28 protein-coding genes are annotated in these 26,315 nt (G+C 71.0%); 11 read left to right on the top strand and 17 right to left on the bottom strand.

The genetic code is table 11. The features are described from left to right. The first annotated feature begins 59 nt into the window (after positions 1–59). Both glnA (IW245_RS21910) and IW245_RS21905 read left to right on the top strand, forming a co-directional pair. Complete coding sequence (gene glnA / locus IW245_RS21910) at positions 60–1,412, top strand: type I glutamate--ammonia ligase (protein WP_197005045.1); 1,353 nt, start codon at positions 60–62, stop codon at positions 1,410–1,412. Beyond that, complete coding sequence (locus IW245_RS21905) at positions 1,412–2,044, top strand: phosphotransferase (protein WP_197005044.1); 633 nt, start codon at positions 1,412–1,414, stop codon at positions 2,042–2,044. The genes glnA (IW245_RS21910) and IW245_RS21905 overlap by 1 nt, the downstream gene beginning before the upstream one ends. A gap of 195 nt (positions 2,045–2,239) precedes the next feature. On the opposite strand, the gene IW245_RS21900 is transcribed toward IW245_RS21905, so the two are convergent. From IW245_RS21900 to IW245_RS21890, 3 genes are read right to left on the bottom strand one after another with little or no spacing between them, the layout of a single operon-like run. After that, positions 2,240–2,680, bottom strand: a complete 441-nt coding sequence (locus tag IW245_RS21900) for a DUF4395 domain-containing protein (protein ID WP_197005043.1) — start codon at positions 2,678–2,680, stop codon at positions 2,240–2,242. A gap of 48 nt (positions 2,681–2,728) precedes the next feature. Beyond that, positions 2,729–3,202, bottom strand: a complete 474-nt coding sequence (locus IW245_RS21895; RefSeq protein ID WP_197005042.1) for a thioredoxin family protein — start codon at positions 3,200–3,202, stop codon at positions 2,729–2,731. A 4-nt stretch (positions 3,203–3,206) separates the two neighbouring features. Continuing rightward, on the bottom strand, positions 3,207–3,902 hold the full coding sequence (locus tag IW245_RS21890) for a helix-turn-helix transcriptional regulator (protein ID WP_197005041.1): 696 nt from the start codon (positions 3,900–3,902) through the stop codon (positions 3,207–3,209). A 127-nt stretch (positions 3,903–4,029) separates the two neighbouring features. Here IW245_RS21890 and IW245_RS21885 point away from each other — a divergent pair, with 127 nt between their 5' ends. From IW245_RS21885 to IW245_RS21875, 3 genes are all read left to right on the top strand, one after another. Continuing rightward, positions 4,030–4,401 (top strand): VOC family protein, encoded by a 372-nt coding sequence (locus tag IW245_RS21885; RefSeq protein WP_197005040.1) that lies wholly within the window; start codon positions 4,030–4,032, stop codon positions 4,399–4,401. Between the two features lie 130 nt (positions 4,402–4,531). After that, on the top strand, positions 4,532–5,296 hold the full coding sequence (locus IW245_RS21880) for a type 1 glutamine amidotransferase (protein WP_197005039.1): 765 nt from the start codon (positions 4,532–4,534) through the stop codon (positions 5,294–5,296). Continuing rightward, a complete protein-coding gene (locus IW245_RS21875; RefSeq protein WP_455429843.1) occupies positions 5,209–7,860 on the top strand; it encodes a bifunctional [glutamine synthetase] adenylyltransferase/[glutamine synthetase]-adenylyl-L-tyrosine phosphorylase in 2,652 nt (883 codons plus the stop codon). The genes IW245_RS21880 and IW245_RS21875 overlap by 88 nt, the downstream gene beginning before the upstream one ends. A gap of 26 nt (positions 7,861–7,886) precedes the next feature. Here the strand turns inward: IW245_RS21875 and IW245_RS21870 are convergent, their stop codons facing one another. Both IW245_RS21870 and IW245_RS21865 read right to left on the bottom strand, forming a co-directional pair. Beyond that, the gene (locus IW245_RS21870) at positions 7,887–9,593 is read right to left on the bottom strand and encodes a hypothetical protein (protein WP_197005037.1); all 1,707 of its coding nucleotides are present in this window, start codon (positions 9,591–9,593) and stop codon (positions 7,887–7,889) included. 19 nt (positions 9,594–9,612) lie between these two features. After that, the gene (locus IW245_RS21865) at positions 9,613–9,804 is read right to left on the bottom strand and encodes a DUF1918 domain-containing protein (protein ID WP_197005036.1); all 192 of its coding nucleotides are present in this window, start codon (positions 9,802–9,804) and stop codon (positions 9,613–9,615) included. Positions 9,805–9,884: 80 nt separating this feature from the next. Between IW245_RS21865 and mptB the strand changes: the two genes are divergently transcribed. After that, a complete protein-coding gene (gene mptB / locus IW245_RS21860) occupies positions 9,885–11,504 on the top strand; it encodes a polyprenol phosphomannose-dependent alpha 1,6 mannosyltransferase MptB (RefSeq protein ID WP_233473053.1) in 1,620 nt (539 codons plus the stop codon). 1 nt (position 11,505) lies between these two features. Here mptB and cutA read toward each other — a convergent pair whose 3' ends face one another. From cutA to IW245_RS21840, 4 genes are read right to left on the bottom strand one after another with little or no spacing between them, the layout of a single operon-like run. Next, positions 11,506–11,847, bottom strand: a complete 342-nt coding sequence (gene cutA, locus IW245_RS21855; RefSeq protein ID WP_197005034.1) for a divalent-cation tolerance protein CutA — start codon at positions 11,845–11,847, stop codon at positions 11,506–11,508. A gap of 40 nt (positions 11,848–11,887) precedes the next feature. After that, positions 11,888–13,048: an MAB_1171c family putative transporter gene (locus tag IW245_RS21850; RefSeq protein WP_197005033.1), complete on the bottom strand. Its 1,161-nt coding sequence runs from the start codon at positions 13,046–13,048 to the stop codon at positions 11,888–11,890. Beyond that, on the bottom strand, positions 13,045–13,569 hold the full coding sequence (locus IW245_RS21845; RefSeq protein WP_197005032.1) for a hypothetical protein: 525 nt from the start codon (positions 13,567–13,569) through the stop codon (positions 13,045–13,047). Before IW245_RS21845 ends, IW245_RS21850 begins: the two co-directional genes overlap by 4 nt. After that, entirely contained in the window at positions 13,559–13,978 is a 420-nt protein-coding gene (locus IW245_RS21840; RefSeq protein ID WP_197005031.1) for a helix-turn-helix domain-containing protein, read from the bottom strand. The genes IW245_RS21845 and IW245_RS21840 overlap by 11 nt, the downstream gene beginning before the upstream one ends. 230 nt (positions 13,979–14,208) lie before the next feature. On the opposite strand from IW245_RS21840, the gene IW245_RS21835 reads away from it, so the two are divergent. Continuing rightward, on the top strand, positions 14,209–14,919 hold the full coding sequence (locus tag IW245_RS21835; RefSeq protein WP_197005030.1) for a hypothetical protein: 711 nt from the start codon (positions 14,209–14,211) through the stop codon (positions 14,917–14,919). 128 nt (positions 14,920–15,047) lie between these two features. Here the strand turns inward: IW245_RS21835 and IW245_RS21830 are convergent, their stop codons facing one another. The 4 genes from IW245_RS21830 to glnA (IW245_RS21815) all read right to left on the bottom strand — a co-directional run bounded on the left by IW245_RS21830 (position 15,048) and on the right by glnA (IW245_RS21815) (position 18,477). Further along, entirely contained in the window at positions 15,048–15,767 is a 720-nt protein-coding gene (locus IW245_RS21830) for a GNAT family N-acetyltransferase (RefSeq protein ID WP_197005029.1), read from the bottom strand. Then, positions 15,764–16,033 carry a type II toxin-antitoxin system TacA family antitoxin gene (locus IW245_RS21825; RefSeq protein ID WP_231400030.1) on the bottom strand — a complete coding sequence of 90 codons (270 nt, stop codon included), beginning with the start codon at positions 16,031–16,033 and terminating at the stop codon, positions 15,764–15,766. The genes IW245_RS21830 and IW245_RS21825 overlap by 4 nt, the downstream gene beginning before the upstream one ends. Positions 16,034–16,155: 122 nt before the next feature. After that, positions 16,156–16,875 carry a sulfite exporter TauE/SafE family protein gene (locus IW245_RS21820; protein WP_197008628.1) on the bottom strand — a complete coding sequence of 240 codons (720 nt, stop codon included), beginning with the start codon at positions 16,873–16,875 and terminating at the stop codon, positions 16,156–16,158. Between the two features lie 177 nt (positions 16,876–17,052). Further along, complete coding sequence (gene glnA, locus IW245_RS21815; RefSeq protein WP_197005027.1) at positions 17,053–18,477, bottom strand: type I glutamate--ammonia ligase; 1,425 nt, start codon at positions 18,475–18,477, stop codon at positions 17,053–17,055. A gap of 150 nt (positions 18,478–18,627) precedes the next feature. On the opposite strand from glnA (IW245_RS21815), the gene IW245_RS21810 reads away from it, so the two are divergent. Then, positions 18,628–18,990 carry an RDD family protein gene (locus IW245_RS21810; protein ID WP_197005026.1) on the top strand — a complete coding sequence of 121 codons (363 nt, stop codon included), beginning with the start codon at positions 18,628–18,630 and terminating at the stop codon, positions 18,988–18,990. A 55-nt stretch (positions 18,991–19,045) separates the two neighbouring features. Here the strand turns inward: IW245_RS21810 and IW245_RS21805 are convergent, their stop codons facing one another. Then, positions 19,046–19,738 (bottom strand): DUF4191 domain-containing protein, encoded by a 693-nt coding sequence (locus IW245_RS21805; RefSeq protein WP_197005025.1) that lies wholly within the window; start codon positions 19,736–19,738, stop codon positions 19,046–19,048. 64 nt (positions 19,739–19,802) lie between these two features. On the opposite strand from IW245_RS21805, the gene IW245_RS21800 reads away from it, so the two are divergent. Further along, positions 19,803–20,486, top strand: a complete 684-nt coding sequence (locus IW245_RS21800; RefSeq protein ID WP_197005024.1) for a hypothetical protein — start codon at positions 19,803–19,805, stop codon at positions 20,484–20,486. A gap of 119 nt (positions 20,487–20,605) precedes the next feature. On the opposite strand, the gene lipA is transcribed toward IW245_RS21800, so the two are convergent. Continuing rightward, positions 20,606–21,538 (bottom strand): lipoyl synthase, encoded by a 933-nt coding sequence (gene lipA / locus IW245_RS21795; protein WP_197005023.1) that lies wholly within the window; start codon positions 21,536–21,538, stop codon positions 20,606–20,608. 266 nt (positions 21,539–21,804) lie between these two features. Between lipA and aspS the strand changes: the two genes are divergently transcribed. Further along, positions 21,805–23,058 carry an aspartate--tRNA(Asn) ligase gene (aspS, locus tag IW245_RS21790; RefSeq protein WP_197005022.1) on the top strand — a complete coding sequence of 418 codons (1,254 nt, stop codon included), beginning with the start codon at positions 21,805–21,807 and terminating at the stop codon, positions 23,056–23,058. A 43-nt stretch (positions 23,059–23,101) separates the two neighbouring features. Here aspS and IW245_RS21785 read toward each other — a convergent pair whose 3' ends face one another. Together IW245_RS21785 and lipB are read right to left on the bottom strand one after the other, a co-directional pair. After that, positions 23,102–24,436 carry a hypothetical protein gene (locus tag IW245_RS21785; protein ID WP_197005021.1) on the bottom strand — a complete coding sequence of 445 codons (1,335 nt, stop codon included), beginning with the start codon at positions 24,434–24,436 and terminating at the stop codon, positions 23,102–23,104. 11 nt (positions 24,437–24,447) lie between these two features. Further along, positions 24,448–25,098, bottom strand: coding sequence for a lipoyl(octanoyl) transferase LipB (gene lipB, locus IW245_RS21780; protein ID WP_197008627.1), 651 nt, complete (start codon positions 25,096–25,098; stop codon positions 24,448–24,450). Positions 25,099–25,346: 248 nt separating this feature from the next. On the opposite strand from lipB, the gene IW245_RS21775 reads away from it, so the two are divergent. After that, the gene (locus IW245_RS21775; protein WP_197005020.1) at positions 25,347–26,303 is read left to right on the top strand and encodes an ATP-binding protein; all 957 of its coding nucleotides are present in this window, start codon (positions 25,347–25,349) and stop codon (positions 26,301–26,303) included. Positions 26,304–26,315: the final 12 nt, after the last annotated feature.

Here is a 26,315-nt window from a genome sequence, read left to right as displayed (position 1 = left end):
CCTATCTTGCCCCGAAGGCCGTACGGTAGTCGTGACAGGTCATCTGAGGGGGCGTAACGGTGGATCGGCAACAGCAGTTCGTGCTGCGAACGCTGGAAGAACGTGATATCCGGTTTGTCCGGTTGTGGTTCACGGACGTGCTCGGCACGCTCAAGAGCGTGTCCGTCGCCCCGGCCGAACTGGAGGCCGCCTTCGAGGAGGGCATCGGCTTCGACGGCTCCGCGATCGAAGGCTTCGCCCGGGTGTACGAGTCGGACATGGTCGCCATGCCCGACCCCACCACCTTCCAGGTGTTCCCGTTCGAGGGCGGCGCGTCCGGCGAGAGCGCCCGGATGTTCTGCGACATCCTGATGCCCGACGGCTCACCGTCCTGGGCCGACCCCCGCCACGTGCTCCGCCGGGTGCTGTCGCGGGCCGCGGAGAAGGGCTTCACCTTCTACACCCACCCCGAGATCGAGTTCTTCCTGTTCAACGACCTGCCCGACGACGGCTCCGTCCCCAGCCCGGTCGACTCCGGCGGCTACTTCGACAACACCACCCACGCCGCCGCCCGCGACTTCCGCCGGCAGGCCGTGCTCGCGCTCGAGCGGATCGGGATCTCCGTCGAGTTCAGCCACCACGAGGTCGCCCCCGGCCAGCAGGAGATCGACCTGCGGTACGCCGACGCGCTGACCACCGCCGACAACGTGATGACGTTCCGGCACGTGGTGAAGGAGGTCGCCCTCGGCCAGGGCGTGCACGCCTCGTTCATGCCCAAGCCGTTCAGCGACCAGCCCGGCAGCGGCATGCACACCCACCTGTCGCTGTTCGAAGGCGAACGCAACGTCTTCCACGACCCGTCCGACCCGATGAAGCTGTCCAAGACGGCCCGCTCCTTCATCGCCGGGCTGCTCACCCACGCGCGCGAGTTCACCGCCGTGACCAACCAGTGGGTCAACTCCTACAAGCGGCTCTTCCCGCAGCACGTGGAGAACCGGATCACCGAGTCCCCGGCGTACGTGTGCTGGGGCCACTCCAACCGCTCCGCGCTCGTCCGGGTGCCCGCCTACGGCAAGCCCAACTCCGCCCGGGTCGAGATCCGCTCGCCCGACACCGCGTGCAACCCGTACCTGGCGTTCGCCGTCCTGCTGTCCGCCGGCCTGCGCGGCATCGAGGAGGGCTACGAACTGCCCCCCGGCGCCGAGGACGACGTGTGGGGCCTGTCCGACGCCGAGCGCCGCGCCATGGGCTACGCTGCGCTGCCGCAGAATCTGGCCGAGGCCATCGAGGTCATGGCCGGCTCGGAGTTCGTCGCCGAGACCCTCGGCGAGCACGTGTTCGACTTCTTCCTCGCCAACAAGCGGGCGGAGTGGGAGGAGTACCGACGACAGGTCACCCCCTACGAACGCCAGCGCTACCTCGGGATGCTCTAGTGGAACTCCTCGCGTCCGGCAGGGACGCCGACGTCTACGCCATCGACCGCGACCGCGTGCTGCGCCGCTACAAGGGCAACCGCAACTCGGCCGGCGAGAAGACCATCATGGCCCGGCTGCACACACTGGGCTTCCCTGTGCCCAGGGTCTACTCGGCCCGGCAACGCGACCTCATCATGGAACGCCTCTACGGCCCCACCATGGTCGAGGCCCTCGTCTCCCGCGACCTGGAGGCCGAGCGCGCCGGCGAGATGCTCGCCGAGCTGCACAAGCGGCTGCACAAGCTGCCCCCGCCGGTCCCCAACAAACCCGATCACCGGGTACTGCACCTGGACCTGCACCCCGGCAACGTCATCATCACCTCCAAGGGACCGGTGGTGATCGACTGGCGCAACGCCCGCACCGGTGAGCCAGGGCTCGACCGGGCCGTGACCGGGGTCATCCTGGCGCACGTCGCCGCCGGGGACAGCATTCTGGCCGCGCCGGCCAGGGACCTGCTGGCCGCGTACCGGGAGGCGCTCGGGGAGCCGCTGAGCCATGTCCGGGAGGCGATGGCGTTCCGCGCCGCGGACGCGCACCTCACCGAGGAGGAGCGCAACGAGTTGTCGCGCGCGGAGGCGTTGCTGGTGTAGGGAGCCGTGCGACGGCGTTGTTCGGGACGCCCCGGTGAGATGCGGGTTCGCATCCGGCAAGGTCGGGGTCGTGGCTCGATTGTTCGGCTGTGGCCGGGTGCGCGGCGCGCACCCGGCCACAGTGCGATTGTGCGGTCCGGGGTCTGCGCCGTGTGTCTCTCGGCGGGCGTGCGGAGCGCGCCCGCCGAGAGCTGCTTAGGCTGCCGGGTTCGGGACGCGGGACTGGACCGGGCGGTGCCTCGCCCTGCGGTACAGCAGGAACGCCTCGCAGCCCAGGCACAGGCCGAAGACGGAGTTCAGGAACGCAGCGGCCAGCGCGAACCCGGCGGCCACGGCCCCGACGACGGGGGCACCGGCCAGATAGCCCACGGCCGCCACCGCGGCGAATCCGAACCCGACCAGCTGGGCGAACCGGACCGGCGCTGCGGGCTCCAGCTCCGCCGGCCGTCCCAGCCGGGGCGCGAGCAGCACACGGTAGACGAGGCCGTAGGGCGACAGCGCCGGGCGGAACGCGCTGAGGGCGAAGACGACGGCCTGGGCGAGGGCCAGCCACCCGGAACCGGTGACGAGCACGACGATGAGGACGAGCGCGGTGACCGCGGCGGAGAACCGGGGCCCACGGGGATCCAACAACATGCGAAAAGCCTTCTCGGGTACGCGGCGGCGCCCGGCCATTCTCGCAGATCAGACCAGGTCGGCGATAGCCGTCATCAGCTGTGACCTCGTCGGCAGGCCACTGGCCCGGCGCACGATCCGCCCGGCGGCGTCGACGACCAGCACGGTCGGGGTGCGGCGGATGTCCAACGCCCGGACGGTGTCCAGGTGGTGCTCGGCGTCGACCTCGACGTGCCCGACTCCCGGGATCCTGGCCGCCACGTCCGCGCACAGCAGCCGGGTCGCCCGGCACGGCGCGCAGAACGCGGACGAGAACTGCACGAGCGTCACCGGCAGATTCCACTCCAGCCCGAGCCCGGCGAGCGCGGGATGCCCGACATCGGCATCCGACGCGCCGCCCAGCGACGCGTCCCCGGCCGCGACACCGCCGGAGGCCGTGTGGTCGGCCACGTCGCGCATCCGGCCGTTCGAACGGCGCCACAGCATGCCGACGACGGTCGCCGCGCCGAGCACGGCCACCACGACCCACACGCCGGGAGACATCTGCCTACGATCCCACGACCGGCACCCCGTTGAGCAGGTCGCAGGGGATGTCTAGTTGGTCACGCCCGAAAGTGCGGGGCCGCACCGGATCGTCCAGCCGCTCGACGGCGACGATCCGGTCGAGCCGGAACACCCGGGCGGCGTCGCGGAGCCGGCACCACGCCAGCAGATACCACGCCCGGCCGCCGACATAGCCCAGCGGCTCGACCACCCGGGTCGACTCCGCGCCCTGTTTGTCCAGGTAGATCAGGCGCAGCGCCCGGCCGGCGGTCAGCGCCTCCGCGATCGCCCGGGGCACCGGGGCCTGCGGCGGGCCGACCATGTGCACCCGCTCGGCCAGGTCCCGCGTCGCCGACACGTCGCCGGCGGGCATCACGGCGAGCAGCTTGTGCAACGCCGCCCGGCCGCCCTCCTCGAACGGGGTGCCGGCGAGCTTGTGCAACGCCACGGCCATCGCGATCGCCTCCGACGGCGTCACGTTGACCGGCGGCAGCGTGTGGCTGCGGTCGAGCACGTAGCCCCCGGTGCGGCCCGGCTCGGCGTAGATCGGCACGCCGGACTGCTGCAGGGCCGACAGGTCGCGCTCGACGGTGCGGCTGGACACCTCGAACCGGGCCGCCAGCCAGCGGGCGCTGCGGGGGCGGGGCGCGACGGCGCGGAGCTCCTCGACGAGCGCGTACAGCCGGTCCGTGCGGTTCATGCCGGCACCGTACCGACGGGGTATGACAGGAATCACCGACAGGACGTTGTCGCGGACGGGGCCGAGGCTGGAGCGATCGCACGGCCTGCGGCCCGCAACGGGTCGCGACGACACCTGAGGAGACGACATGTCCGAGTGGCAGAACGGGATCGGCTGGTTCGAGATCGGCACCGACGACGTGGGGAGCACGGAGGCCTTCTACGGCTCGGTGTTCGGCTGGCAGTTCTCAGCGCAGGGGCCGTACCGCGAGGTCACGACCCCGGCGCGCAAGTCGATTCGGGGCGGGGTGTTCCCGACCGAGGGCCACGCGCCCAACTACGCCACGTTCTACATCGTGGTCGCCGACGTGCCCGGCACGTGCGCGGCGGCTGTGGCGGCCGGCGGCAAGGTGCTCGCCCCGCCGACCGACGGCCCCGACGGGCTGGTCTTCGCGCACCTGTCCGACCCGACCGGCAACCACATCGCCGTGTACAGCCCGCAGACCGGCAAGGACGTCTGACCCGGGGCTGACGCCCCGGCTGTCCGACGGGAGCCGCCGACGGATGCCGGGGCAGGTGTCGCCGTAACCCGCAAAAAGGGTCTTGATCTGTGAGCGGCGGCACTCCGGGGGCATCGCCTAGGCTGGCAGCGTGACGCGGACGCTGGTGATCGAGAACGACCCGAAGGACGACCTGCGCAGGCTCGGCGACTGGCTGACCGGCGCGGGGCTGGAGCTGGAGGTCGTGCGGCCCCACGCGGGCGACGAGCTGCCGGAGACCCTGGAGGGCTACGCGGCGTTCGTGGTCATGGGCGGTGCGCAGGACGCCTACGAGGCCCCGGACGGCACGCCTGGCGCCCCGTGGTTCCCGGCGGTGGAGAAGCTGTTCCGCAAGGCCGTCCGGGAACGGGTGCCGACCCTGGGCGTGTGCCTCGGGGCGCAGATCCTGGCCCAGGCGATGGGCGGCACGGTCGAGCGGGCGCGCAACGGGCCGAACATCGGGGCCCGGTTCGTGGCCCGCCGCGACGCCGCCGAGCGTGACGCGCTGTTTTCGGAGATCCCGCTCGGGCCGGACGCGTTGCAGTGGCACTTCGACGAGATCACCGAGCTGCCGTTGAACGCGACACTGCTGGCGGCCTCGCCCCGCTGGCCCAACCAGGCGTTCCGGGTCGGGGACAGGGCGTGGGGGCTGCAGTTCCACATCGAGTGCGACGTGGACATGATCCGGGTCTGGGCGACCAACGACGCGGAGACGCTGAAGGAGCTGGGCACGGACGCGGAGACCGTGATCGCCGGCTGCGCGGCCGTGATGGACGACGTGCGCGAGACGTGGCAGCCGTTCGCCGAGCGGTTCGCCAAGCTGGCCCAGGGCAAGAGCCCGGGGCCGCTGACCCTGATCGACCTGCCGCCGCGGTAATGCGCCCAGCCGACCCCGAACTCGCCGCCCGGCAGCTCCAACGCCTCGCCGAGGCCGGGGTGGCCGGCGTGCCCGCGCCGCGGCTGCTGGCCGTACTCGGGGCGTCCTCCGCGCTGGGGGACCACCTGATCGCGTACCCGGAGGACATCGCGGCCCTCGACGGCCACGTGCCGGCGCTCGGGGACCTCAAGCGCGACTACCGGCGGTCGTTGCTGCGGATCGCAGCCGACGACCTTGTCGGGGCCGTGGACACCGAGGCGACGATGCGGGCGCTGTCGGGGCTCGCGGACGCGACGATGGCCGAGGCGCTGCCGGGAGGTTCGGCGGACTTCGAGCTGGCCGTGGTCGCGATGGGCAAGTGCGGGGCCAACGAGCTCAACTACGTCAGCGACGTCGACGTCATCTTCGTCGCCGAGGGCGACTTGACCGCCGCCAGCGCCGCCGCCGCCGCGATGATGACCAGCTGTGGCCTGGCCGCCTGGCCGGTCGACGCCGGTCTGCGGCCCGAGGGACGCAGCGGCCCGCTGGTGCGAAGCCTCGCCAGCCACGCGGCGTACTACCGCAAATGGGCGCACACCTGGGAGTTCCAGGCCCTGCTCAAGGCCCGGCACGCCGCAGGCGACGCCGACCTCGGCCGGGCCTGGCTCGACGACGTCACCCCGCTGGTCTGGCGGGCCGGCGACCGGCCGAACATCGTCGAGGACGTGCGCGCGATGCGCCGCCGGGTCGAGGCGCACAACCGCGACGGCGAGCGGGAGATCAAGCTCGGACCGGGCGGCCTGCGCGACATCGAGTTCACGGTGCAGCTGTTGCAGCTCGTGCACGGCCGGGCCGACGAGTCGCTGCGCGCAGCAGGCACCCTGCCGGCGCTGCGGGCGCTGACGGCCGGCGGCTACGTGGGCCGGGCCGACGGGGAGATCCTGGAGCAGGCGTACCTGTTCCTGCGGACCGTGGAGCACCGGTTGCAGTTGCAGCGGCTGCGCCGGACGCACACCGTGCCGTCGGACGCGCACGGGCTGCGCTGGCTCGCCGGGTCGCTGGACAGCACCGTCGAGGAGTTCGACCGCGAGTGGCGGCGGCACGCCCGCGAGGTGCGCCGGCTGCACGAGAAGCTGCTGTACCGGCCGCTGCTGGAGGCCGTCGCGAAGGTGCCGACCGAGGGGCTGCGGCTCACCGCCAAGGCCGCCGGCGACCGGCTCGGGATCCTCGGGTTCGCCGACCCGGCCGGGGCGCTGAGGCACATCGAGGCGCTGACCGGTGGGGTGACGCGCACGGCGGCGATCCAGAAGACCCTTCTTCCGGTACTCCTCGCCGAGTGGGCCGACGCGCCCTCCCCGGACCAGGGCCTGCTCGCGTACCGGCACGTGTCGGAGAAGTTGGGTTCCACGCCCTGGTATCTGCGGCTGCTCCGCGACGAGGGGCCCGTCGCGCTCCGGCTGGCCCGGCTGCTGGGGCTGTCGCGCTACGTCACCGACCTGCTGGCGCGCGACCCAGAGGCGTTGCGGTTGCTGGCCGAGGACCGGGAGCTGGTGCCCAGTACCCCCGAGGCGTTGCGGCGGGGACTCGAGGCCGCGGTCGCGCGGCACACGTCGGCCGAATCGGCGGTCTCGGCGATCCGGGCGCAGCGCCGCAGGGAGCTGCTCCGGATCGCCTGCGCCGACATGCTCGGCAAACTCGACCCGGTCGCCGTCGGCCGGGCGCTGTCGGACGTCACCGACGCCGTGCTCGACGCCACGGTCCGGCTCGCCAACCCGGCCGGCCGGTTCGCGATCATCGGCATGGGCCGGCTCGGCGGATCGGAGCAGAGCTTCGGATCCGATGTGGACGTGCTGTTCGTCTGCGACGACGGCGAGGAACAGCAGGGCATGTGGATCGCCGAGCAGGTCCGCAGCCTGCTGGGCGCCCCGGCCCCCGACCCGCCCCTGATCATCGACGCCGGGCTGCGCCCCGAGGGCCGCCAGGGCCCGCTGGTCCGCAGCCTGACCGCCTACCGGCAGTACTACGCCAAGTGGGCCCAGGTCTGGGAGGTCCAGGCGCTGCTGCGCGCCCGACCGGTGGCAGGTGACCCGACCCTGGGCGCGGAGTTCGTCGCGATGGCCGACCGGGTGCGCTACCCCGCGCACGGGCTCACCCTCGCCCAGGTCACCGAGATCCGCCGGATCAAGGCCCGGGTCGACAGCGAACGCCTGCCCCGGGGCGCGGACCCGACCACACACGTCAAACTCGGCCGCGGCGGGCTCGCCGACGTCGAATGGACCGTGCAACTGCTCCAGCTCCGCCACGGCGTCCGGGGCACCTCGACCCTGACCGCCCTCGCCGCGCTCCGCCTCGACCCCGCCGACGAGGAGGCGCTGCGCGACGCGTGGCTGCTCGCCAGCCGGGTCCGCGACGCGCTGATGCTGATCCGGGGCCGGCCCGGCGACCAACTGCCCCGACACGGGGTAGAACTGGCCGGCATCGTCCGGGTACTCGGCCGGTCAGGGGACCCGCAGGAGTTCGTCCAGGAGTACCTGCGCACCGCCCGGCACGCCCGCGCCGTCGTCGAGCGACTGTTTTATCAGTAACTGTGCGGCACTTGTCCTTTTTCGGGCTAGCTGGACACTCTGAACAGGCCCGGGCCGGGTACCTCCGCGGTGGTCCAGCCTCCCGGCCCGGGCGTCAACCTGCCGCCGGGCATCCGCAACCAGCGCGAGTAGCGCACCCGGACCACCCGGCTGCCGGGGGCCTCGGCGGCGAAGGTGACGCTGACGGCGTCCTGACCGACGAGCCCGGGCACGACCGGGGTCGGGTCGGCAACGGCGTACAGCCGCCAGTGCGCGTCGTGCCAGACCTCGGTGAGGTACGGCAGACCGGACCGGATCAGGGCGGCCTCCGGGCGGGCCAGCCACGACGGCTCGGCGTCGGACACCGCGACGTGGCTGACCGCGTTGTCGCGCAGCCAAGCGCGGTAGTTGTCGGCGGTCAGCTTCGTGCCGGCGGGGAGGTTCTCGTAGAGCAGCGGGTTGCGTTCGAGGTCGAGTTGGCGCAGCCAGCCCCGCGCCAGGGGGGCGACGTAGGCGGCCTCCCAGTAGTTGCGGGTCGGGACGACCTCGGTGCGGGTGGCGTGCTGGGTTCCGAGGGCCTCGGTGAGGGGGGTGTAGAAGGAGCGCTCGTTGGCGGGGTTGCCGGCGTCGCGGAGGTCGGCGAGGACCACCGGAGGGGCGAGGAGCCAGATCGCCGCGGCGACGGCCAGGGCGAGGGCGGCGCGCAGGAACGCCGGGGCGCCGCGCCACGAAGCGGTGGAGGGCTGTGTGGAGCGGGCGCGGGTCGACCAGTGGGGGAGCCTGGCCGTGGCGGCCAGGACCGGCAGGGCGAACATCACCGCCAGGCGGGTCGCGTTCAGGCCGACCGGGGTCGGGACCAGGTAGGCCGCGAACACGCCGGCCGCCGACAGCAGTGCGCCGACCCGGACCGGCCGGTGCGCCGCGAACACCGCCACGAGCAGCGACGCGATCACCGCGCCCCGGGTGTCCTTGGCGCTGATGTTCATCACGCCGCCCTCGCCGAACAGCAGCCCGGTCAGCGCGAGCCCAAGGGCCCCGACCCCGGCGAGGACGGCACCCCCGCGCAGCGCCGTTGACCGCGCGGCTGCGGTTGGGAAGGGCGTTGGCGGTGTTCGCGCGGCTCCGGTCCCGGCGGGCGTCGACGTTTGTCCGGCTCCGGTCCGGGAGGGCGTCGACGTTCGCGCGGCTCCGGTCCGGGGGGACGGTGGCACCGCCGCGGACAGCAGGAGTGCCGCCCCGGCCAGGCCCACGAACAGGCCGGCGACGGGGCTGGTCAGGCCGGCGAGCAGCCCGGCGAGCGCCGCGCCGCCGTAGCGCACCCGGCGGTCCGGCGCGGTCAGGGCGAGCAGCGCCAGCAGGCCGAACGCGACGCCCAGGCCGTAGGTGACCCGCCCGGAGGCCAGGTTGCCGGCGACGCACAGCGCGCCGACCACGCCGCCGAGAACCGGACGCCGGACGCCTGCCCGCGCCAGGAGGGCCGCGAAGGCGAGCGCCGCCGTGAGCAGAGACAGAATTCCGAGGGTACGAGGACCCACCGCACCCATCAGCGCCGGCGAGACGAGACTGTAGCCGAACTGGTCCACCCCGCCGTACCAGCGAAAATCGATCGGGGTGAAGCCGTGCGCCGCGAAGAAGTCGGCCCGGGCCACCTGAGCCGACAGGTCGGTCCCCAACGGCGGGGCCAGCAGGTATCCCACCGACAGCACGGCCGCCACCGCGACGGCGGGCAGCGCGCGCCGCCAGCTTGGACTCATGGCCCCCAGTCTGCCCGGCCTACTCCGCCGGGAGGTGCACGACCTGGCTGTCCGGACCCGGGAAGACCAGTGACTCGTGCCCGTCGTCGAAACGGACCATGTACGGCGGCCCGCCCTCGGCCCCGCGCACCTCGATGATCTCGCCGGTCCGGTCCTTGATCCCGACCGTGGGGCTGTGTACCTGGAGCCTGTCACCCACTGTGGCGTGCATCACTCACCACCTCCCTTCCGAGTATGCCCGGCCGGGAGCGTCCGCCGCCCCGGTTTGGCGGCCGTGACAGCATGTTCTCCGTGCGGATCAGCCGATACACCGGATTGTTGGGGGCCGTGGCGCTGGCCGTGGCCGGGTACCTCGGCGGGGCGCTGCCGCACGCCGACCTGCGCTCCACGGTGCCGGGCATCCTGGGGTACCCCCGCACGGCCGGGGCCGTCGTGCTGTACGCCGCCGGCGTCGGACTGCTGTCCTGGGCCTGGCTCCGCCTGGCCGGCCCCGCCCGGCTCGGGCGGGCCGGCTCGCCCGCCCGGCCCGGGTGGGAGGGGCTGTCCGTGCGGTGGGTGCTGGTCACCGCCGGGCTGTGGGCGCTGCCGCTGCTGCTCGCCCCGCCGCTGGCCAGCAGGGACGCGTACGCCTACGCCTGCCAGGGGGCGACCTACGCCGCGGGGCACAGCCCGTACGCGGAGGGCGTCGCCGCCCTGCCCTGCCCCTGGGTGGACACGGTCTCCTTCATCTGGCGGGACACGCCGGCGCCGTACGGGCCCGGGTTCGTCGTGCTCGCCGGCGCGGCGGCGGCCCTCGCCGGGGGCAGCCTGCTGGCGGCCCTCGGCTGGCTCCGGCTGATCGCGCTCGCCGGGGCGCTCCTGATCGCCTGGCGTGCGCCCGCCCTGGCCCGGGCCTGCGGCACCGACCCGGGACGGGCCCTGTGGCTCGGCCTCGCCGCACCGCTCGTCGGCATCCACCTCGTGTCCGGGGCACACAACGACGGCCTGATGATCGGCCTGGTGGTGGCGGCACTGGCGGCGGCGACCCGAGCCCGGCCCGGCTGGCGGGGGGTACTCGTCGTCGGGGCGCTCCTCGGGCTGGCCCTCGCGATCAAGGTCACGGCGGTGGTGGTGCTCCCGTTCGCGGCCCTGCTCCTCGCGGGCCCGCTCCGCGACCCCGCTACCACCGAAGCCGGGACCCCGGCCGAAGCCGCGACCCCCGCCGGAGACGAGCCCGGCGGTCGGGTCCAGTCTCGGATCGGTGCCCCGGTCGGCAGGGTTCTCGGATTCGGGGTCGGGCTCGCTGGCGTCTCCGCCGTCGTTCTCTGGTTCGTCTCCCTCGCCACCACGCTCGGCTTCGGCTGGGTCGACGGCCTGGTCAGCAGCGGCGACTCCCGGCAGTGGACCTCCCTGCCCACCGGGGTCGGGTTCGCGATCGACTACCTGTTCCTGCCGGCCGGGCACACGGCGGTGCCGGTGACGCGGGCGTTGGGGATCGGGGTGTTGGGGATCGTGCTGGTGGCGCTCTTCGTGCGGACCGCAGGGTGGGGTGGTCTTCCGTGGGGGGCCCGGCAGGGCCGGGGCGCGGAGCGCCCCGGCCCTGCCGGGCCACGCCGAACAGACCCCGCCACCCCCCGACGCGTCGTCGCCGCAGCCGGCTGGGCGCTCGGCTGCACCGTGCTCCTCGCCCCGGTCTTCCACCCCTGGTACGCCCTGTGGCCCCTCACCCTCCTCGCCGTCGCCGACTGGCGGCGCTGGCTCGGCTGGGTCGCCACGGGCCTGGCGTTCCTCATCCTGCCCGACGGCTTCAACCTGGCCAGGGTCACCAAACTCCCGGGGGCGCTGCTGATGGCGGCCCTGGCAGGTGTCCTGCTGTGGCGGGTGCTGAGGACGGCCGTCGGAACCCGGGTCGGGCTCCTCCGTAACCGGTGAATCAGTCCTGTGGGGTTTCGACGGCCGTGGACTCGTCGCGGACCCAGGACAGGTAATCGGGGTTGCCAGCGACGATGGGCACGCACACCACCTCCGGCACGTCGTAGGTGTGCCCGGAGCGGATGTGGTCCTCCAGGTCCTGGTAACGCTCGACAGTGGTCTTGAACCAGATCACGTACTCCGGCGCGGACTCCACGCTGTCGAGCCACCAGTAGATGCTCGTGATGGGGCCGGCGATCTGGGCGCACGCCGCGAGCCGGGCCTCGACGGCGCTGCGGGCCAGCTCGGCGGCGGCCTGCTGGGACGCGACCGTGGTCGACACCTGGACGAACTCGAGAGCCACGGACTTCTCCTAGAAAGAGGGCGGGCGCGCCGCCGAAACACTATCGGGTGACCGATGCGGTCGGCACACCCAGTTCCGCCTGAACCCGTCGGCGGATCTCGGCGACGGTCCGGGAACCGGTGAACGCCCGGGTCACGCCGATCAGCCACGCGGCCTCGGACTCGACGGTGGGCCCGACATCGTGCGGCGGCGCGGGGGAGGTCAGATAGCGGTGCCCGGCCCCGTGCGCGACGAGCGCCGCGGTGACCCGGGCGGCCTCTGCGACGGTCGGGTCCTGGCCCCTGACCCAGGCGGACACCTCGGGATGGAAGTAGCCGCGCAGGGCCAGGTGCGCGTCGCGGATCTCGATCACCCTGCGGTACAGCGCGAAGCCGGCGTCCCAGGGCAGCCGGGACGTGGACCGTTCCAACGCGATCTCCGGGAACGCCTCGTGCAGCTCCGACCACAGTGGTGCCAGTGCCAGGTAGCCGTGCATCGCCCGCAGCCAGCGGTACGGCCGGACCAGGTGGGTGCCCCACGCGCTCAGGGTCGCGCCCAGCGCCCACAGCAGCACGGCCACCGCACCCAGCAGCGTCGACACCGGCGGCGGGTGGTCGAGGTGCGGGTGGAAGTGCACGACCCGGCCCACGGCCCGCACGGACGTCCAGGCCACCCAGGACAGGCCGAAAACGGTACCTGTGGCCACGACCCGCAGGCCGAACCGCAGCACCGGCTCGTCGGCGTGCCGGACGTAGTGCCCGAGGAGCCGGAAGAACGTGCACATGCCCCAGCCGATGTAGCTCAGGCAGATCAGGGTCGCCAGCGCGATCGCCGGCCGGTCGCCGTACGTGTCGTTGAAATGGGTCGTGGACTCGGTAGTCTCCGAGAACACCAGCACGAGCATGGTGACGTAGCAGATCACGAACGCCGTCAGCGGCACCACGGGCCGGCCGGAGCTGTGCACGGTGCGCGACAGCAGTGCCAGGCACAGGCTCCCGCCCATGATCAGCCCGTTGCCGACGAGCAGGCTCGTGTGCGGGAAGACCTCGTAGCGGATCGCCAGCACCACGGTGCCCGGGGCCAGCACGGCCGCCGCGGCCCCGAAGCAGACGATCGCCCCGCACAGGTACCGCAGCCCGGCCGCCCCGCCACCCCGGATCAACTTGTACCCGGAGGCCAGCAACGCGACCACGAACGCCACGTACGGCACGGCCGTGATCATCGGTGGTCCCGGCCGTCGAACACCGAGCGCAGCCGTTCGAACCCGTCGGCGAGGTTCAGGTCCAACGGCGGGCCGTCGGTCCTGCGCCGGGTGGCCCGCCGGGCGATCAGCGACGCGATCAGCTCGGCCTCCTGCTCCTGGGTCTCCGTGTACCCGCCACGGCCGAGCACCCGCCGGACCAGCTCAGCCGATAGGTTGGGCATCAGCGCGCCGGCCGCGGCCCCGTCGAGGACCGTGGTCCCGACATGGCCGCGCACCAGGTGCCCCACCTCGTGCAGCAGGATGTGCTCCCGGTGCAGGGGAGTGGTGTCCTCGGGGAAACAGATGTAGTCGGCGTGGTCGGTGCTCACCAGCAGCCCGCAGGCCGAGCCCGTGGGCGCGCTCACCGGCACCAGCTCGATCGGCCGGCCGCGCTGCCCGGCGAGTGCCGTGATGAACTCCCCGACGTCGAACGGGTCGGGGATCGCCAGGTGGGAGACCGTGTCCCGGCAGCTGCGCCACAGGGCGCGGTTACGCGGCACCGGAGTGCCGGCTGGCCTCGCGTCGCCCGATGGCCTCGATCATGTCGCTGATCGTGCCGAGCCCTTCGGGGGACAGGGTGACGGCGCGTAACGCGACCTCACGCACCGCAGCGTCGCGGAGCGCGCCCAGCAGGGCCAGCTCCTCGGCGATCCGGGCGCCCTGCTGGTCGTCGAAGAAGTACGCCGGGGGGACCTGGAAGAACTGCGCCAACGCCTCGAGGTGCCGCTTCGTCGGATTGTCCCTCCGGCCGGTGCGCAGCTGCCACAGGTACGTCGCGGAGAACGTCTCCCCGGTCGCCTCCCGGCACGCCCGAGCGACCTCCTCGTGGCTGTACTGCTCGCGATTCGGCCTCCGGACGATGTCAAAGAGACGATCGATCTTCTCAGCCAGCGTCGACGAATCTGTCACCGCCCAACCTCCCCTGCCCGTCGTGGGGATTCATGCTAGTGGACTTCCCATGCCCGGTCATCTCCCCTGTTCAGGCACCATGAGTTATGGTGATCCCAGCGCGTACCAGGACGCCACCCGCCCGCGGCAAGCACCGAGTGCCCCTGGATTCCCCCAACACTCTGCGTAGCCATGCGCGCCGTCCCGTCGCGCCCGGTGGCAGCGGGCCCGGGTGACGACCGGAGGACACCATGACCAGGACCATCCCCGACAACGCCGACCTCGGACAGCTCCGCGCCCAGGCGAAGGAGCTGCGCAGGGCGGCGGCCAACGGCAACCCGGCGGCCCTCGCCCGGGTCCGCGCCGTGCTCCCCGACGCCGGCGTGGACCTGTCCCTGCGCGACGCCCAACTGACGGTCGCCCGCGAGTACGGCCAGCCCGGCTGGCGTGAACTCGCCGCCGCCGTGGTCGCCCAGCAGAGCGGCGGCAAGGACCTGCACCGCTGGTTCGGCGTCGAACTGAACAACGGCACCTGGGACGTGCTCGACGGCGGACTGTCCGAGCACAGCCCGATCGGCGACCGCGAACAGGCCCTCTACGCCGCCTACGCCTCCACCTACCACTGGATGCAGGTCGGCACGGTCGCCAACCAGGGCCGGGGCGAGTACATGATCGCCAGCGTCGCCGTCGCGATCGGCCTCCTCGACGTGGCCGCCCGGCACGCGTCGCGCTACGCCGAACTGATCGACGCCCACCCGGCGGCCTTCGCGGACTGGGACCGGGCGTTCGCCGCCGAGGGCCTGGCCAGGGTCGCCGCCCGGGCAGGTGACCTGGACGCTGGCCGGCTGCGGGCCGAGGCGGACAAGCTGGCGGCCGAACTGGCCGACCCGGAGGACCGCCGGATCGTGCTGGAACGCCTGGCGCGCGGGCCGTGGGAAGTAGTGGACAAGTCCGGTAGGTGAAGGCCGGGCGGGGGCCGGACGGCCCCCGCCTGGTTCGTTGATCTGCGGGGCGAGGACGTGGATCGTCGGCAGCGGCACCTTGCGCCGTGGTGCCGGGCGCCGGGCACAATCCGGCGGGCCCGGCCCTTCTAGTCGTGCCGCGGGTCTCGCCCCAATACCTCAAGGATGATGTCGTCAAAACTGACGCGGGCGCCTGGAACGGCCTGAGCCGCGCGGTTCAGGAAGGCCTCGCCGAGGGCTTTGGCTTCCTGAGGGTCGATGACGAGCGGCGACACGGAACCATCTGGCCTGCGGATGGTGGTTGCGACCAGCCCAGTCTCAGGATCTCGGACCATGTCGAGGCTGGAGATCCGCATTTCCTTGCGGGCTGTGGCGATCTTCATGTACAGCCGCCTGGCCACGCCTCCGTCGACCGCCTTGAAGTTGTGGTGACGGTAGAACTCGAACGCCGCATCGTCGATCGCGTCGACAACGATCAGACGCCCGCCGCCAGTTTCGGCTGCGCGCACGATGCTGCCGATCGCATCGAAGAGCAGTTCGCTACCCAGCCCTTGCCCGTGAAGGGACCTGTCGAGCGCAAGTCGGGCGATCAGGTATCCGGGGATTTGGGAGTAGCCGCCTGCCAACCCGCCCGTGACTTCGTCGCGCATGATCCGGGTCGGGGCTAGCGAGTAGAAGGCAACAACCGCCGGGTCATCGCCGTCAGTCCACACGAAGGTTCGCGCCGCTCCTGCGGCTTGAGAGCGCAGAGCGTCCCGGTGCAGCCAGGTGGTGAGGAGTGCATTGCCGCAATCGAACTTGGTGAGGTCATGCTCTTGGCCCAGGACGGTTGACTGCCAATTCGTCATCTGCGGGTGAACCGCCTAGGGCGGCGTGCAACCTCGGCGATCTTGGGCGCGTCGTCCGGGGTGTCGAGCGATTCATAAAGTCTGTCGAACTGTTCAGCGGGCATGAGGACGTGCTCGAAACGCGCGAGGATCTTGTCGGCGGCGTACGTGGCCGCCTCACGGACAAACGCCGATACAGACTGCTGGGTAGCTTCAGCAGCCTGAGCGATTCGTTCCCCAGTTTCCGGATCGGTTCGCATTTCGATGCGGTCAGATTTAGTCGTCATCTCCACCCCCTGGATTGGAGTGTACGGCGGTTGTCCGGCACTCGCTAGACACATAGTGTGCCACATACGTCACGATCAGTATCTCTTTGATCTTGGAGTGGTGTGATCCGCCTTGCCGTGGCTCAGAGTCCGGCGAGGAACAGCAGCCCCGCGACGACGAGGCCTGCCTCGATGAGCCGGACGAAGACCTGGTCGCTGATCCGTCCGACGATCCTCCTCCCCGCCCACGCGCCCGCCAGGGTCGCCGGGGTCAACGCGGCCCCGAGGAGCAGGACCCGCCCGGTGAGCAGGTCACCGGCCCCGTAGGCGGCGATCTTCGTGCCGTGCATCGCCAGGGCGCAGGCGGCTTCGGTGCCGATGTACGTGGCCCGGCGCAGGCCCTTGGCGAGGAAGAACGGCGCGGTCAACGGCCCCACCGAGCCCAGCAGTGCCGACCCGAGGCCCGAAGCCGCACCGACCGCGACGAACGCGCCGTCCGTCGGGGCCTTCGGGTGCGGGTTGATCCGCCGCCACACCACCACGGCGATCAGGAACCCGCCCAGTAGCCGTTTGAGCGGCGACAACGGGGCGTGGGCCAGCAGGAGTCCACCGGCTGCGGCCAGCGGCACGGCACCGAGCGCGAACCGGCCGATCAGCCGCCAGGACAGGTCCGCGCGGTTGAACCACACCCGCCCGCCGTTGCTGGCCACCTGCGCGATCGTCAACACCGGCACCGCCACGCGCAGGCCGAACAGGCCCGTGAACACCGGCAACAGCAGGACCCCGCCGCCGAATCCGGCCACTGCGGACAGCACCGCCAGGACGAACGCCGCCACCGACGCGATCACCAGGGTCACGATCATGTCCGCCACCGCGACAGCCTGCCACGACCACGCAACAGCCACCTGGCAGGAGTGCCCCGCAGACCGGCGGAAGCCGGGTCGGGCTCCTCCGTACCCGAATGATGGGTGTGATCTGGCCCTGGAAACGGGAGTGCCCCCGCCGCGACGCGCACGGCAGGGGCACCCTCGGGGCGACTTCTAGCAGTCGTAGTACATCGCGAACTCGTGCGGGGTCGGCCGCAGGCGGACCGGGTCGATCTCGTTGGCCTTCTTGTACTCGATCCACGTCTCGATCAGGTCCGGCGTGAACACGCCGCCCTCGAGCAGGTAGTCGTGGTCGGCCTCGAGCGCCTCGAGCACCTCCTCGAGCGAACCCGGGACCTGCTTGACCTGCGCGTGCTCCTCCGGCGGCAGCTCGTAGAGGTCCTTGTCGATCGGGGCCGGGGGCTCGATCTTGTTCTTGATGCCGTCGAGGCCGGCCATCATCATGGCCGCGAACGCCAGGTACGGGTTCGCCGACGGGTCCGGCACCCGGAACTCGACGCGCTTGGCCTTCGGGTTGGTGCCCGTGACCGGGATCCGGGTGCACGCGGAGCGGTTGCGCTGCGAGTAGACCAGGTTGACCGGGGCCTCGTAGCCGGGGACGAGCCGGCGGAACGAGTTGATGGTCGGGTTGGTGAACGCCAGCAGCGACGGCGCGTGGTGCAGCAGGCCGCCGATGTACCAGCGGGCCAGGTCCGACAGGCCGCCGTAGCCGGCCTCGTCGTAGAACAGGGGCTCGCCGCCCATCCACAGGCTCTGGTGGGTATGCATGCCCGAGCCGTTGTCGCCGAACAGCGGCTTCGGCATGAACGTGACGGACTTGTTGGCCTGCCACGCGGTGTTCTTGATGATGTACTTGAACAGCTGCACCTGGTCGCCGGCGTTGAGCAGCGTGGAGAACCGGTAGTTGATCTCGGCCTGGCCGCCGGTGCCGACCTCGTGGTGCGCCCGCTCGATGGTGAAGCCCGCGTCGATCAGGTTCGTCGACATCGCGTCACGCAGGTCGGCCTGGTGGTCGACCGGCGGCACCGGGAAGTAGCCGCCCTTGTACTTGGTCTTGTAGCCCTTGTTGCCGCCCTCTTCCTCGCGGCCGGAGTTCCACGCGCCCTCTTCGGCGTCGATGAAGTAGTAGCCGGAGTGCGCGTTGGTGTCGTGGCGGATCGAGTCGAAGATGTAGAACTCGGCCTCCGCCCCGAAGAACGCGGTGTCGGCGATGCCGGAGGAGGCCAGGTACGCCTCGGCCTTCTTCGCCACGTTGCGCGGGTCGCGGCTGTACGCCTCGCGGGTGAACGGGTCGTGCACGAAGAAGTTCAGCGCGAGGGTCTTCTGGGCCCGGAACGGGTCGATGAAGGCCGTTGTGACGTCCGGGAGCAGGAGCATGTCCGACTCGTGGATCGACTGGAAGCCGCGGACGGACGAACCGTCGAACGCGAGCCCGTCGGTGAACACCGCGGCGTCGAAGGACTCCGTGGGCACGTTGAAGTGCTGCATCGTGCCCGGAAGGTCACAGAACCGGACATCGACAAACTTTACGTCCTCGTCCTTGAGGTAACTCAGCAGTTCTTCCGGGTTGGCGAACACAACAGTCCTCCGTCTACGAGCAAGGGGGCTTGACTGCCTGTGACAGTATGGCCTGCTCGTTGCCCCGCCATGTCCCAAATGTTTCTGGCGTGTTACGCCGGAGACCTGCGCCTGGGGCGGCCGCGCACCCGCCGGGTACGCTGCGGAATCATGGCCGAGGATACCCCCGTCGAGCTCGCCTCGATGAACCAACGGTTCGGTGCGTTGCTCATCGACTGGCTGCTGTGCATGCTCATCGTCGCGCCGTTCAGCCAGGCCGGCTGGATGGGCGCGTGGGCGCTGGTCGCCCTAGTGGTGGAGTACACCTTCTTCGCGGGTCTGTTCGGTCAGACCCCCGGAATGCGGGTGCTGCACATCGCATGCGCGTTGGTGCCCGACGGCGGGCCGATCGGCGTGCCCCGGGCGTTCCTGCGCGGCCTGCTGCTCGCCGTCGTGATCCCCGCCGTGATCATGGACGACTACGGTCGCGGCCTGCACGACCGCTGGGTCGGCTCCATCATGATCAAGGCTTGAGAAAATGATCAAGGCCTGAGAACCGGAGTTCCCAGGCCTTGGTGAGCAATCGGAGCTAGCGGCCCCGGGACGCCCCGCGCGGCGGCTTCATGTTCTTCGGGATCGGACCCTTCGGCATCGCCGGCCGGCCAGCGCTGAGCGCCGTCAGCCGGGTCTCCAGGGCGTTGACCTGCTTGCCCGTGATGTTGCGGGGCAGCTTCATCATCGACATCCGCAGCTTGCGCAGCGGCACCTCGTCGCCGTCGTTCCCCACGATGAAGTCGTACACCGGGGTGTCGCCGACCACCCGGTTGAGCTTCTTCTTCTCCTGGGCGAGCATGCTCTTCAGCCGGCCCGGGGCGCCCTCGGCGACCAGGATCACGCCCGGACGGCCGATCACCCGGTGCACGAAGTCATTCTGGGTCGTCAGCTGCACGGCCGGGGTGACCCGCCAGTCGCCGCGCATCATCTCCAGGATCTGGGCCGCCGCGCCGGGCTGACCCTCCGCCTCGGACATCATCGCCGTGTTCGACCGCAGGTTCAGCACGATCATGACGCCCAGCACCGCGAGCAGCACGCCGGTCGGGGCCCACAGCCACGAACCCAGCAGCCACACGAGCAGACCCGCTATGACGACGGGCACGAGCACCGCGACGACGACCAGCGGCACGAAGAGCTTGTCGCGCTTCGCGGTGAACGCGAAGACCATCCCGATCTGCTTCAGGCGGTCGCGGAGGGAAACTTTTTCTGGTTGCTGCGCCTTCGCCATGCCGAGAGTCTAGTTCCCGATCACGGAGCTGGTGAGGTGGCCCGGGGTCGCTACAGTCTCGGGCGTGTATCCCCCGCCACCGCCTCACGGATATCCGCCGCCGTACCCGGTTTATCCGGCTCGGCCGCCGCGTCGTCGGGCCCGCGCCAGCGGCAGCGTCCTGCTGCCCATCATCGGCGTCAGCCTCGTCGCTCTCGGCCTCCTCGCCCTGCCCTGGAGCGAGAACACCTGGATCTACGACATCATGCGCGAGATCGGCGACACCCGGCACCCGGGCTTCGGCCTGGTCTACGCCGTCGTGTTCGCCATCCCGTCGCTGTTCTTCGGCTCGATGCTCGCCTTCGCCGCCAACCTCGACTCGGCGGTGCTGCGCTGGCTGAACTTCGGCATCGGCGCGCTCATCGTGTGCACCGCCGGCGGGCTGTCCATGTTCGTGTCGGGCGTCGGCGAGGCGATGATCGAGTCGAGCGGGAGCGAGTACAAGACGGGCGGAGCGGTCACCGGGATCATCGCCGGGGTCACGATCGTCTGGTTCCTGCTGCTGCTCGGGTTCGCGTTCATCCGGGGCCTGGCGCTGCGGATCATCGGCGGCCTGATGCTGCTGGGCTACGCGCTGGTGGCGGCCCTGGCGATCACGGACCTGTACGCGGGCTCGACCGACCCGTACCCGTGGGCGTTCCTGCCGGCGCTGGGCTGGCTATTGTGCGCGATCGGCGCGTTCAGCGGCCCGAAGTACTACTACGCGTGAGAGGGCGGGCGTCCTCCCGGACACCCGCCCCACACACAATCAAAACCGTCATACGGTGACGCCGCGTCTCTGACCCGACGCGCGGCGGCACGTCTGCCGCGAGGTCCCCGAGAGGTACCTCAGGACGCGACGCGCGCGTCCAACGCCTGCTGGTAGAGCCGACCGGCCCGGTAGCTCGACCGGACCAGGGGCCCGGACATGACCCCGGCGAAGCCCATCTGCAGGGCCTCCTCCTGGAGCTCGACGAACTCCTCCGGCTTCACCCACCGGCTGACCGGGTGGTGCTTCGGCGACGGCCGCAGGTACTGCGTGATCGTGATCAGCTCGCACCCGGCGTCCACGAGGTCGCGGAGCGCCTGGGTGATCTCCTCGCGCTCCTCGCCCATGCCGAGGATCAGGTTCGACTTGGTGACCAGGCCGGCCTTGCGCGCCTCGGTGATCACGCTCAACGACCGGTCGTACCTAAACGCCGGGCGGATCCGCTTGAAGATCCGGGGCACGGTCTCCAGGTTGTGCGCGAGCACCTCCGGCCGGCTGTCGAACACCTCGGCCAGCTGGTCGGGCTTCGCGTTGAAGTCGGGGATCAGCAGCTCGACACCGCAGCCGGGCATGAGCTGGTGGATCTGGCGGACCGTCTCCGCGTACAGCCACGCGCCGCCGTCGGGCAGGTCGTCGCGGGCCACGCCGGTGATCGTCGCGTACTTCAGCTCCATCTGGGCGACCGACTCGGCCACCCGCCGGGGCTCGTCCGCGTCGAAGTCGGCCGGCTTGCCGGTGTCGATCTGGCAGAAGTCACACCGCCGGGTGCACTGGTCGCCACCGATGAGGAACGTCGCCTCCCGGTCCTCCCAGCACTCGTAGATGTTGGGACAGCCGGCCTCCTGGCAGACTGTGTGCAGGCCCTCGCGCGTGACAAGATTGCGAATCTGGGTGTACTCGGGACCCATCTTCGCCTTGATCTTGATCCACGGAGGCTTGCGCTCGATCGGGGTCTCGGCGTTACGGGCCTCGACCCTCAAAAGGCGTCGTCCTTCAGGGCTCACCACAGTCACGTCGGTCAGCCTACGCCCGCCAAACCCCCACCTGAACTCGCGTGTTACCGGGCTCACCACCGCGTGTCTTATGTCCTTGACAACACTCCGCGTCCGTTCGCTACTCTCTGTGTCGCAGGGTGCCAGCGACTGACAACCGCCACTGGCTCTGCCGAATGGTCCCCGTACGGACCGACTGAGGCCGCCACGAGGCGGCGAAGGTGTGGTGGTACCGCGAAGCGCCCCATCGCCCACACCTCCGGGGAGTAGTTCCCACAGGAGGTGTCATGCAACGCGTTCTCTCGTCCCAACTCGCCGCCCACGTGGGCCAGCGGGTCAGGATCGCCGGCTGGACCCACCGCCGCCGAGTCCTCAAATCGGTGTCCTTCCTCATCGTTCGCGACCGTGCGGGCCTCGCCCAGGTGGTCGTGTCCACCCCCGGCGCGCTCGACGGGTTCGGCGAGGAGACCGTCGTCGGCGTCGTCGGCACGGTCATCGCGAACCCGGCCGCGCCCGGCGGGGTGGAGCTCACCGAACCGGTCATCGAGCTGCTGTCGGAGCCGGTCCGCGAGCTGCCGGTGGAGCTGTTCCGCCCCGAGTTGGGCGTCACCCTGCCGACGCTCCTGGACCACGCCGCCGTCACCCTGCGTCATCCCAGCCGTCAACGGGTCTTCGAGTTGTCGGCGGCGGCGATCCGGGGTTTCCGCCGGGTGCTCGACGCCCAGGGGTACACGGAGGTGTGCACGCCCAAGATCGTCGGCTCGGCGACGGAGTCGGGCGCGAGCGTCTTCAAGGTCGACTACTTCGGGGGCACGGCCTACCTCGCCCAGTCGCCCCAGTTCTACAAGCAGACGATGGTCGGCGTGTTCGAGCGCGTCTACGAGATCGGGCCGGTGTTTAGGGCCGAGCCGCACGACACGTCCCGACACCTGGCCGAGTACGTCTCGCTCGACGTCGAGCTGGGCTTCATCCAGGACCACCGCGAGGTGATGGCCGTCCTGCGCGACGTCGTCGCCGGGATGATCGAGGAGGCCGCCGGGCTGGGCTTCGAGCTGCCGGTCGTACCCGTCGAGATTCCGGTCTTGCACTTCGCCGAGGCGCTGAAGATCGCCGGGGCCGACCCGGGCGAGCTGGACCTGGCCCCCGCGCACGAGCGGGCGATCGGGGAGTGGGGGCTGCGCGAGCACGGCTCCGACTTCGTGTTCGTCGAGGGGTACCCGACCCTCAAGCGCGCCTTCTACACCCACCCGGAACCGGGCCAGGCCCCCTACTCGAGGGGCTTCGACCTGCTCTTCCGGGGCCTGGAGCTGGTCAGCGGGGCGCAGCGACTGCACAAGTACGCCGACTACGTCGCCACCCTCGCCGAGCGCGGCGAGGACGTGGCCCCGTACGAGAGCTACCTGGAGGTGTTCCGGCTCGGGATGCCCCCGCACGGCGGCTTCGCGATCGGGCTCGAACGGTTCGTGATGCAGCTGATCGGCGCGACCAACATCCGCGAGGTCACCCTGTTCCCGAGAGACCTGCACAGAGTTACCCCGTAGCGGGAGCGTGGCTCGGCACCGGACGGTGTCGGGCCACCTCTGCTCAGAAGCGCCAGCCGCGCGACACCCCGCGCAGCGCGGCGCGCACCGGACCCGCCACGTCCACCGCGATCGACCGCACCAGCGGCGCCGCCAGGTAGACGAACACCACCGCGATGTACCCGATCGCGACCCAGCCGCGCCACGACGGCCCCTGATGGAACACCAGCGGATACCACAGCGCGCTGAACTCGGGCGTGTAGTGGCAGAACGCCTCGTAGGCCATCGTGTCGCGGGAGCACTGGTCCGGGAACGCCGCCGATGTGAACGCCGCCGCGCACACCGCCACCCAGCACGACAGCGTCCACGCCCCGAGGGTGAGCAGCCGGGCCCACAGCGGGGCCGCCAGATCCCACAGCCGGACGGCCAGCGCCAGCGACGCGGGCAGCGAGGCGAACAGCAGGAACCTCGGTCCCCAGGTGAAGCCGCCGTACCAGGCCCACCAGGGGGAGTAGATCAGGATCAGGCCGGCGAGGAAGAGCAGCCACCAGGAGTACAGCCGGCGCAGGTCCGCGTCGGGGGACAGCGGGAACCGGCGCATGGTCGCCCGGACCGGCAGCAGCAGGCCGGGGGCGTAGAAGACCAGGCCCTTGCCGAAGGACAGCAGCAGGGACAGCAGCCCGAGCAGGAACGGATAGCTGAACCCCTCCAGCCCCGAGTACGGCATGATCGTCCGGTAGCCGGCGTTGCCCTCGTAGCCGCTGGCGAACGGGGAGCCGCGCCGCAGCCAGCTCTCGCCGAGGATCAGTGCGGCGGTGGCGAGGACGACCAGGCCGTACCGCAACCGCTTGGTCTCCAGGCCGCGCCGCACCACGACCAGGCCGAGGCCGAGCGCGACGGCCGGGGTGTTGACCACGCCGAGCACGGCCGCCGTCCAGCCCAGGGCGATCCCGACCCGCACGGCCACCGCTGTCAGCCCGACGCCGACGCCCATGGCCGTGAACACCTCGGCGTTGAAGCCGGTCACGTGGGCGGCGAACATCGAGCCGGCGATCAGTACCAGGAAGAATCTGCGCAGCAGCGCCCCGGGCAGGTGACCGCGCAACAGCCGCCACGACACGTACACCCCGAGGGCGAACACCAGGGTGTTGAACTCCTGGGTCCACGCCGCCTCATGCCCCACCCAGTGCCCGAGCAGCAGCAGCGGGGTGGCGAACAGCGGCCCGACCAGCGAGTACTCGTTGCCGATCAGCCGGCCGTGCCAGATCAGCGCGCTGAGCGCCTCGAACCGTTTCGAGGCGTCCCCGCCGATGTCGTGCGGGAGTAGGACGAGGAAGCCGACCAGTCCGAGGACGATGAGGACCGTCTCGGTGACCGCCAGGATCCGTGCGCGCCGCATGTCCTCAGAATCTAGGGCAGCAGCATGCCAAGATGGCGTTCCACCACGGGGAGAACCTCGGAGACTGGCACATCGCGGCCGAGTTCCTGGGTCAGCGAGGTGACGCCGGCGTCTCGGATCCCGCACGGCACGATCTTGTCGAACGCCGTCATGTCCGGGTCGCAGTTGATGGAGAACCCGTGCTGGGTGACGCCCGAGGCGACCCGGATCCCGATCGCGGCCAGCTTGCGGTCCGGGCCGCGCTCGTCCTCGAGCACCCAGACCGCGCCCCGGCGTTCCTTGCGCTCGGAGATGGTCGCGGTGGCGACGCCGAACTCGGCGAACACCGTGACCAACATCGCCTCGACCCGGTGCACGTAGGCGATCACGTCGAGCTTGGAGTCGAGCTTCATGATCGGGTACCCCACGAGCTGGCCCGGCCCGTGCCACGTGATCTTGCCGCCCCGGTCGACGTCGATCACTGGGGTGCCGTCCACCGGGCGGTCCCACGGCTCGGTGCGCTTGCCCGCCGTGTACACGCTCGGGTGCTCCAGCAGCAGGATCGTGTCGGTGGCCGCCCCCGAGGCGACGGCCTCATGGATCCGGCGCTGTTCGTCCCACGCGGCCATGTAGTCGACGACCCCGGCGCGGACGACCTCTATCGGCGCTGTCTGTGTCACCAGGGAAGCCTATCGCGCGCCACCGCGCGTCCACTTCCTGTCTAACTCGGCACGTCTCAACCGTTCCGTCCCCGCCGTCTGGCTTGTACATTTACTGGCCTAACTACCTGAACCGGACCGGGGATTCAGGGGAAGCGTCGGCGGGTGGTGGCACACAGGTGCCGTCGACGTGATCCGGAGAGGGGCGTCCGTAACTTTTGTCCGGCTGGTACGTTCCTTATTGAAAATGGGTATCACTACCGGAGTACACAATGAAGATCGCCTTCGTGGGGAAGGGCGGCAGCGGCAAGACCACCCTGGCCGCGCTCTTTTCCCGCTACCTCGCCCACGCCGGAGCCCCGACGCTCGCCATCGACGCCGACATCAACCAGCACCTCGCCGCGGCCCTCGGGGCCACGGAGGAGGAGGCCGTGATGCTCCCGGCGATGGGCGACGCGCTGCCCGACATCAAGGAGTACCTGCGGGGGGACAACCCGCGGATCAGCTCCGCCGCCGCGATGGTCAAGACCACCCCGCCCGGGCGTGGCTCCCGACTGCTGCGGATCTCCGAGGACAACCCGGTCTATGACTCACTCGCCCGCGCTGTCGGGGGCGTGCGGCTCATGGTCACCGGGCCATTCGCCACCGAAGACCTGGGCGTGGCCTGCTACCACTCCAAGGTCGGCGCCGTCGAACTGGTGCTCAACCACCTCGTCGACGGCCCCGGCGAGTACGTCGTCGTGGACATGACCGCCGGGGCCGACTCCTTCGCCTCGGGGCTGTTCACCCGGTTCGACCGGACCTTCCTGGTCTGCGAGCCGACCCTGCGCAGCGTGGGCGTGTACCGGCAGTACGCCGGCTACGCCAGCGAGTACGGCGTGCGGGTCGACGTCGTCGGCAACAAGGTCGAGGACGCCTCCGACGTCGAGTTCCTCCGCGAGAACGTCGGCGGGGACCTGATCGGCTGGCTCGGCCGGTCCAGCTACGTCAAGTCCGCCGAGCGCGGCCACCCCCAGCCCATCGAGGCGCTGGAGGAGGTCAACCGGGCCGTCCTCGCCCGGCTCAAGGGAGCCGTCGACATGACCCGGAAGGACTGGGCCACCTACAGCGCCCAGGCCGCGGAGTTCCACCTGCGCAACGCGTCGGCCTGGGCCAACGCCAAGACCGGCGAGGACCTCGCGCACCAGATCGACCCGGACTTCGTCCTGGGTCTGCCCGTTTCCAACTGACAGGAGAAGCAC

It is taken from the genome of Longispora fulva (assembly GCF_015751905.1).
Taxonomy (GTDB): Bacteria; Actinomycetota; Actinomycetes; order Mycobacteriales; family Micromonosporaceae; genus Longispora; species Longispora fulva.
This window is presented reverse-complemented; position numbering and strand designations above follow the sequence as displayed.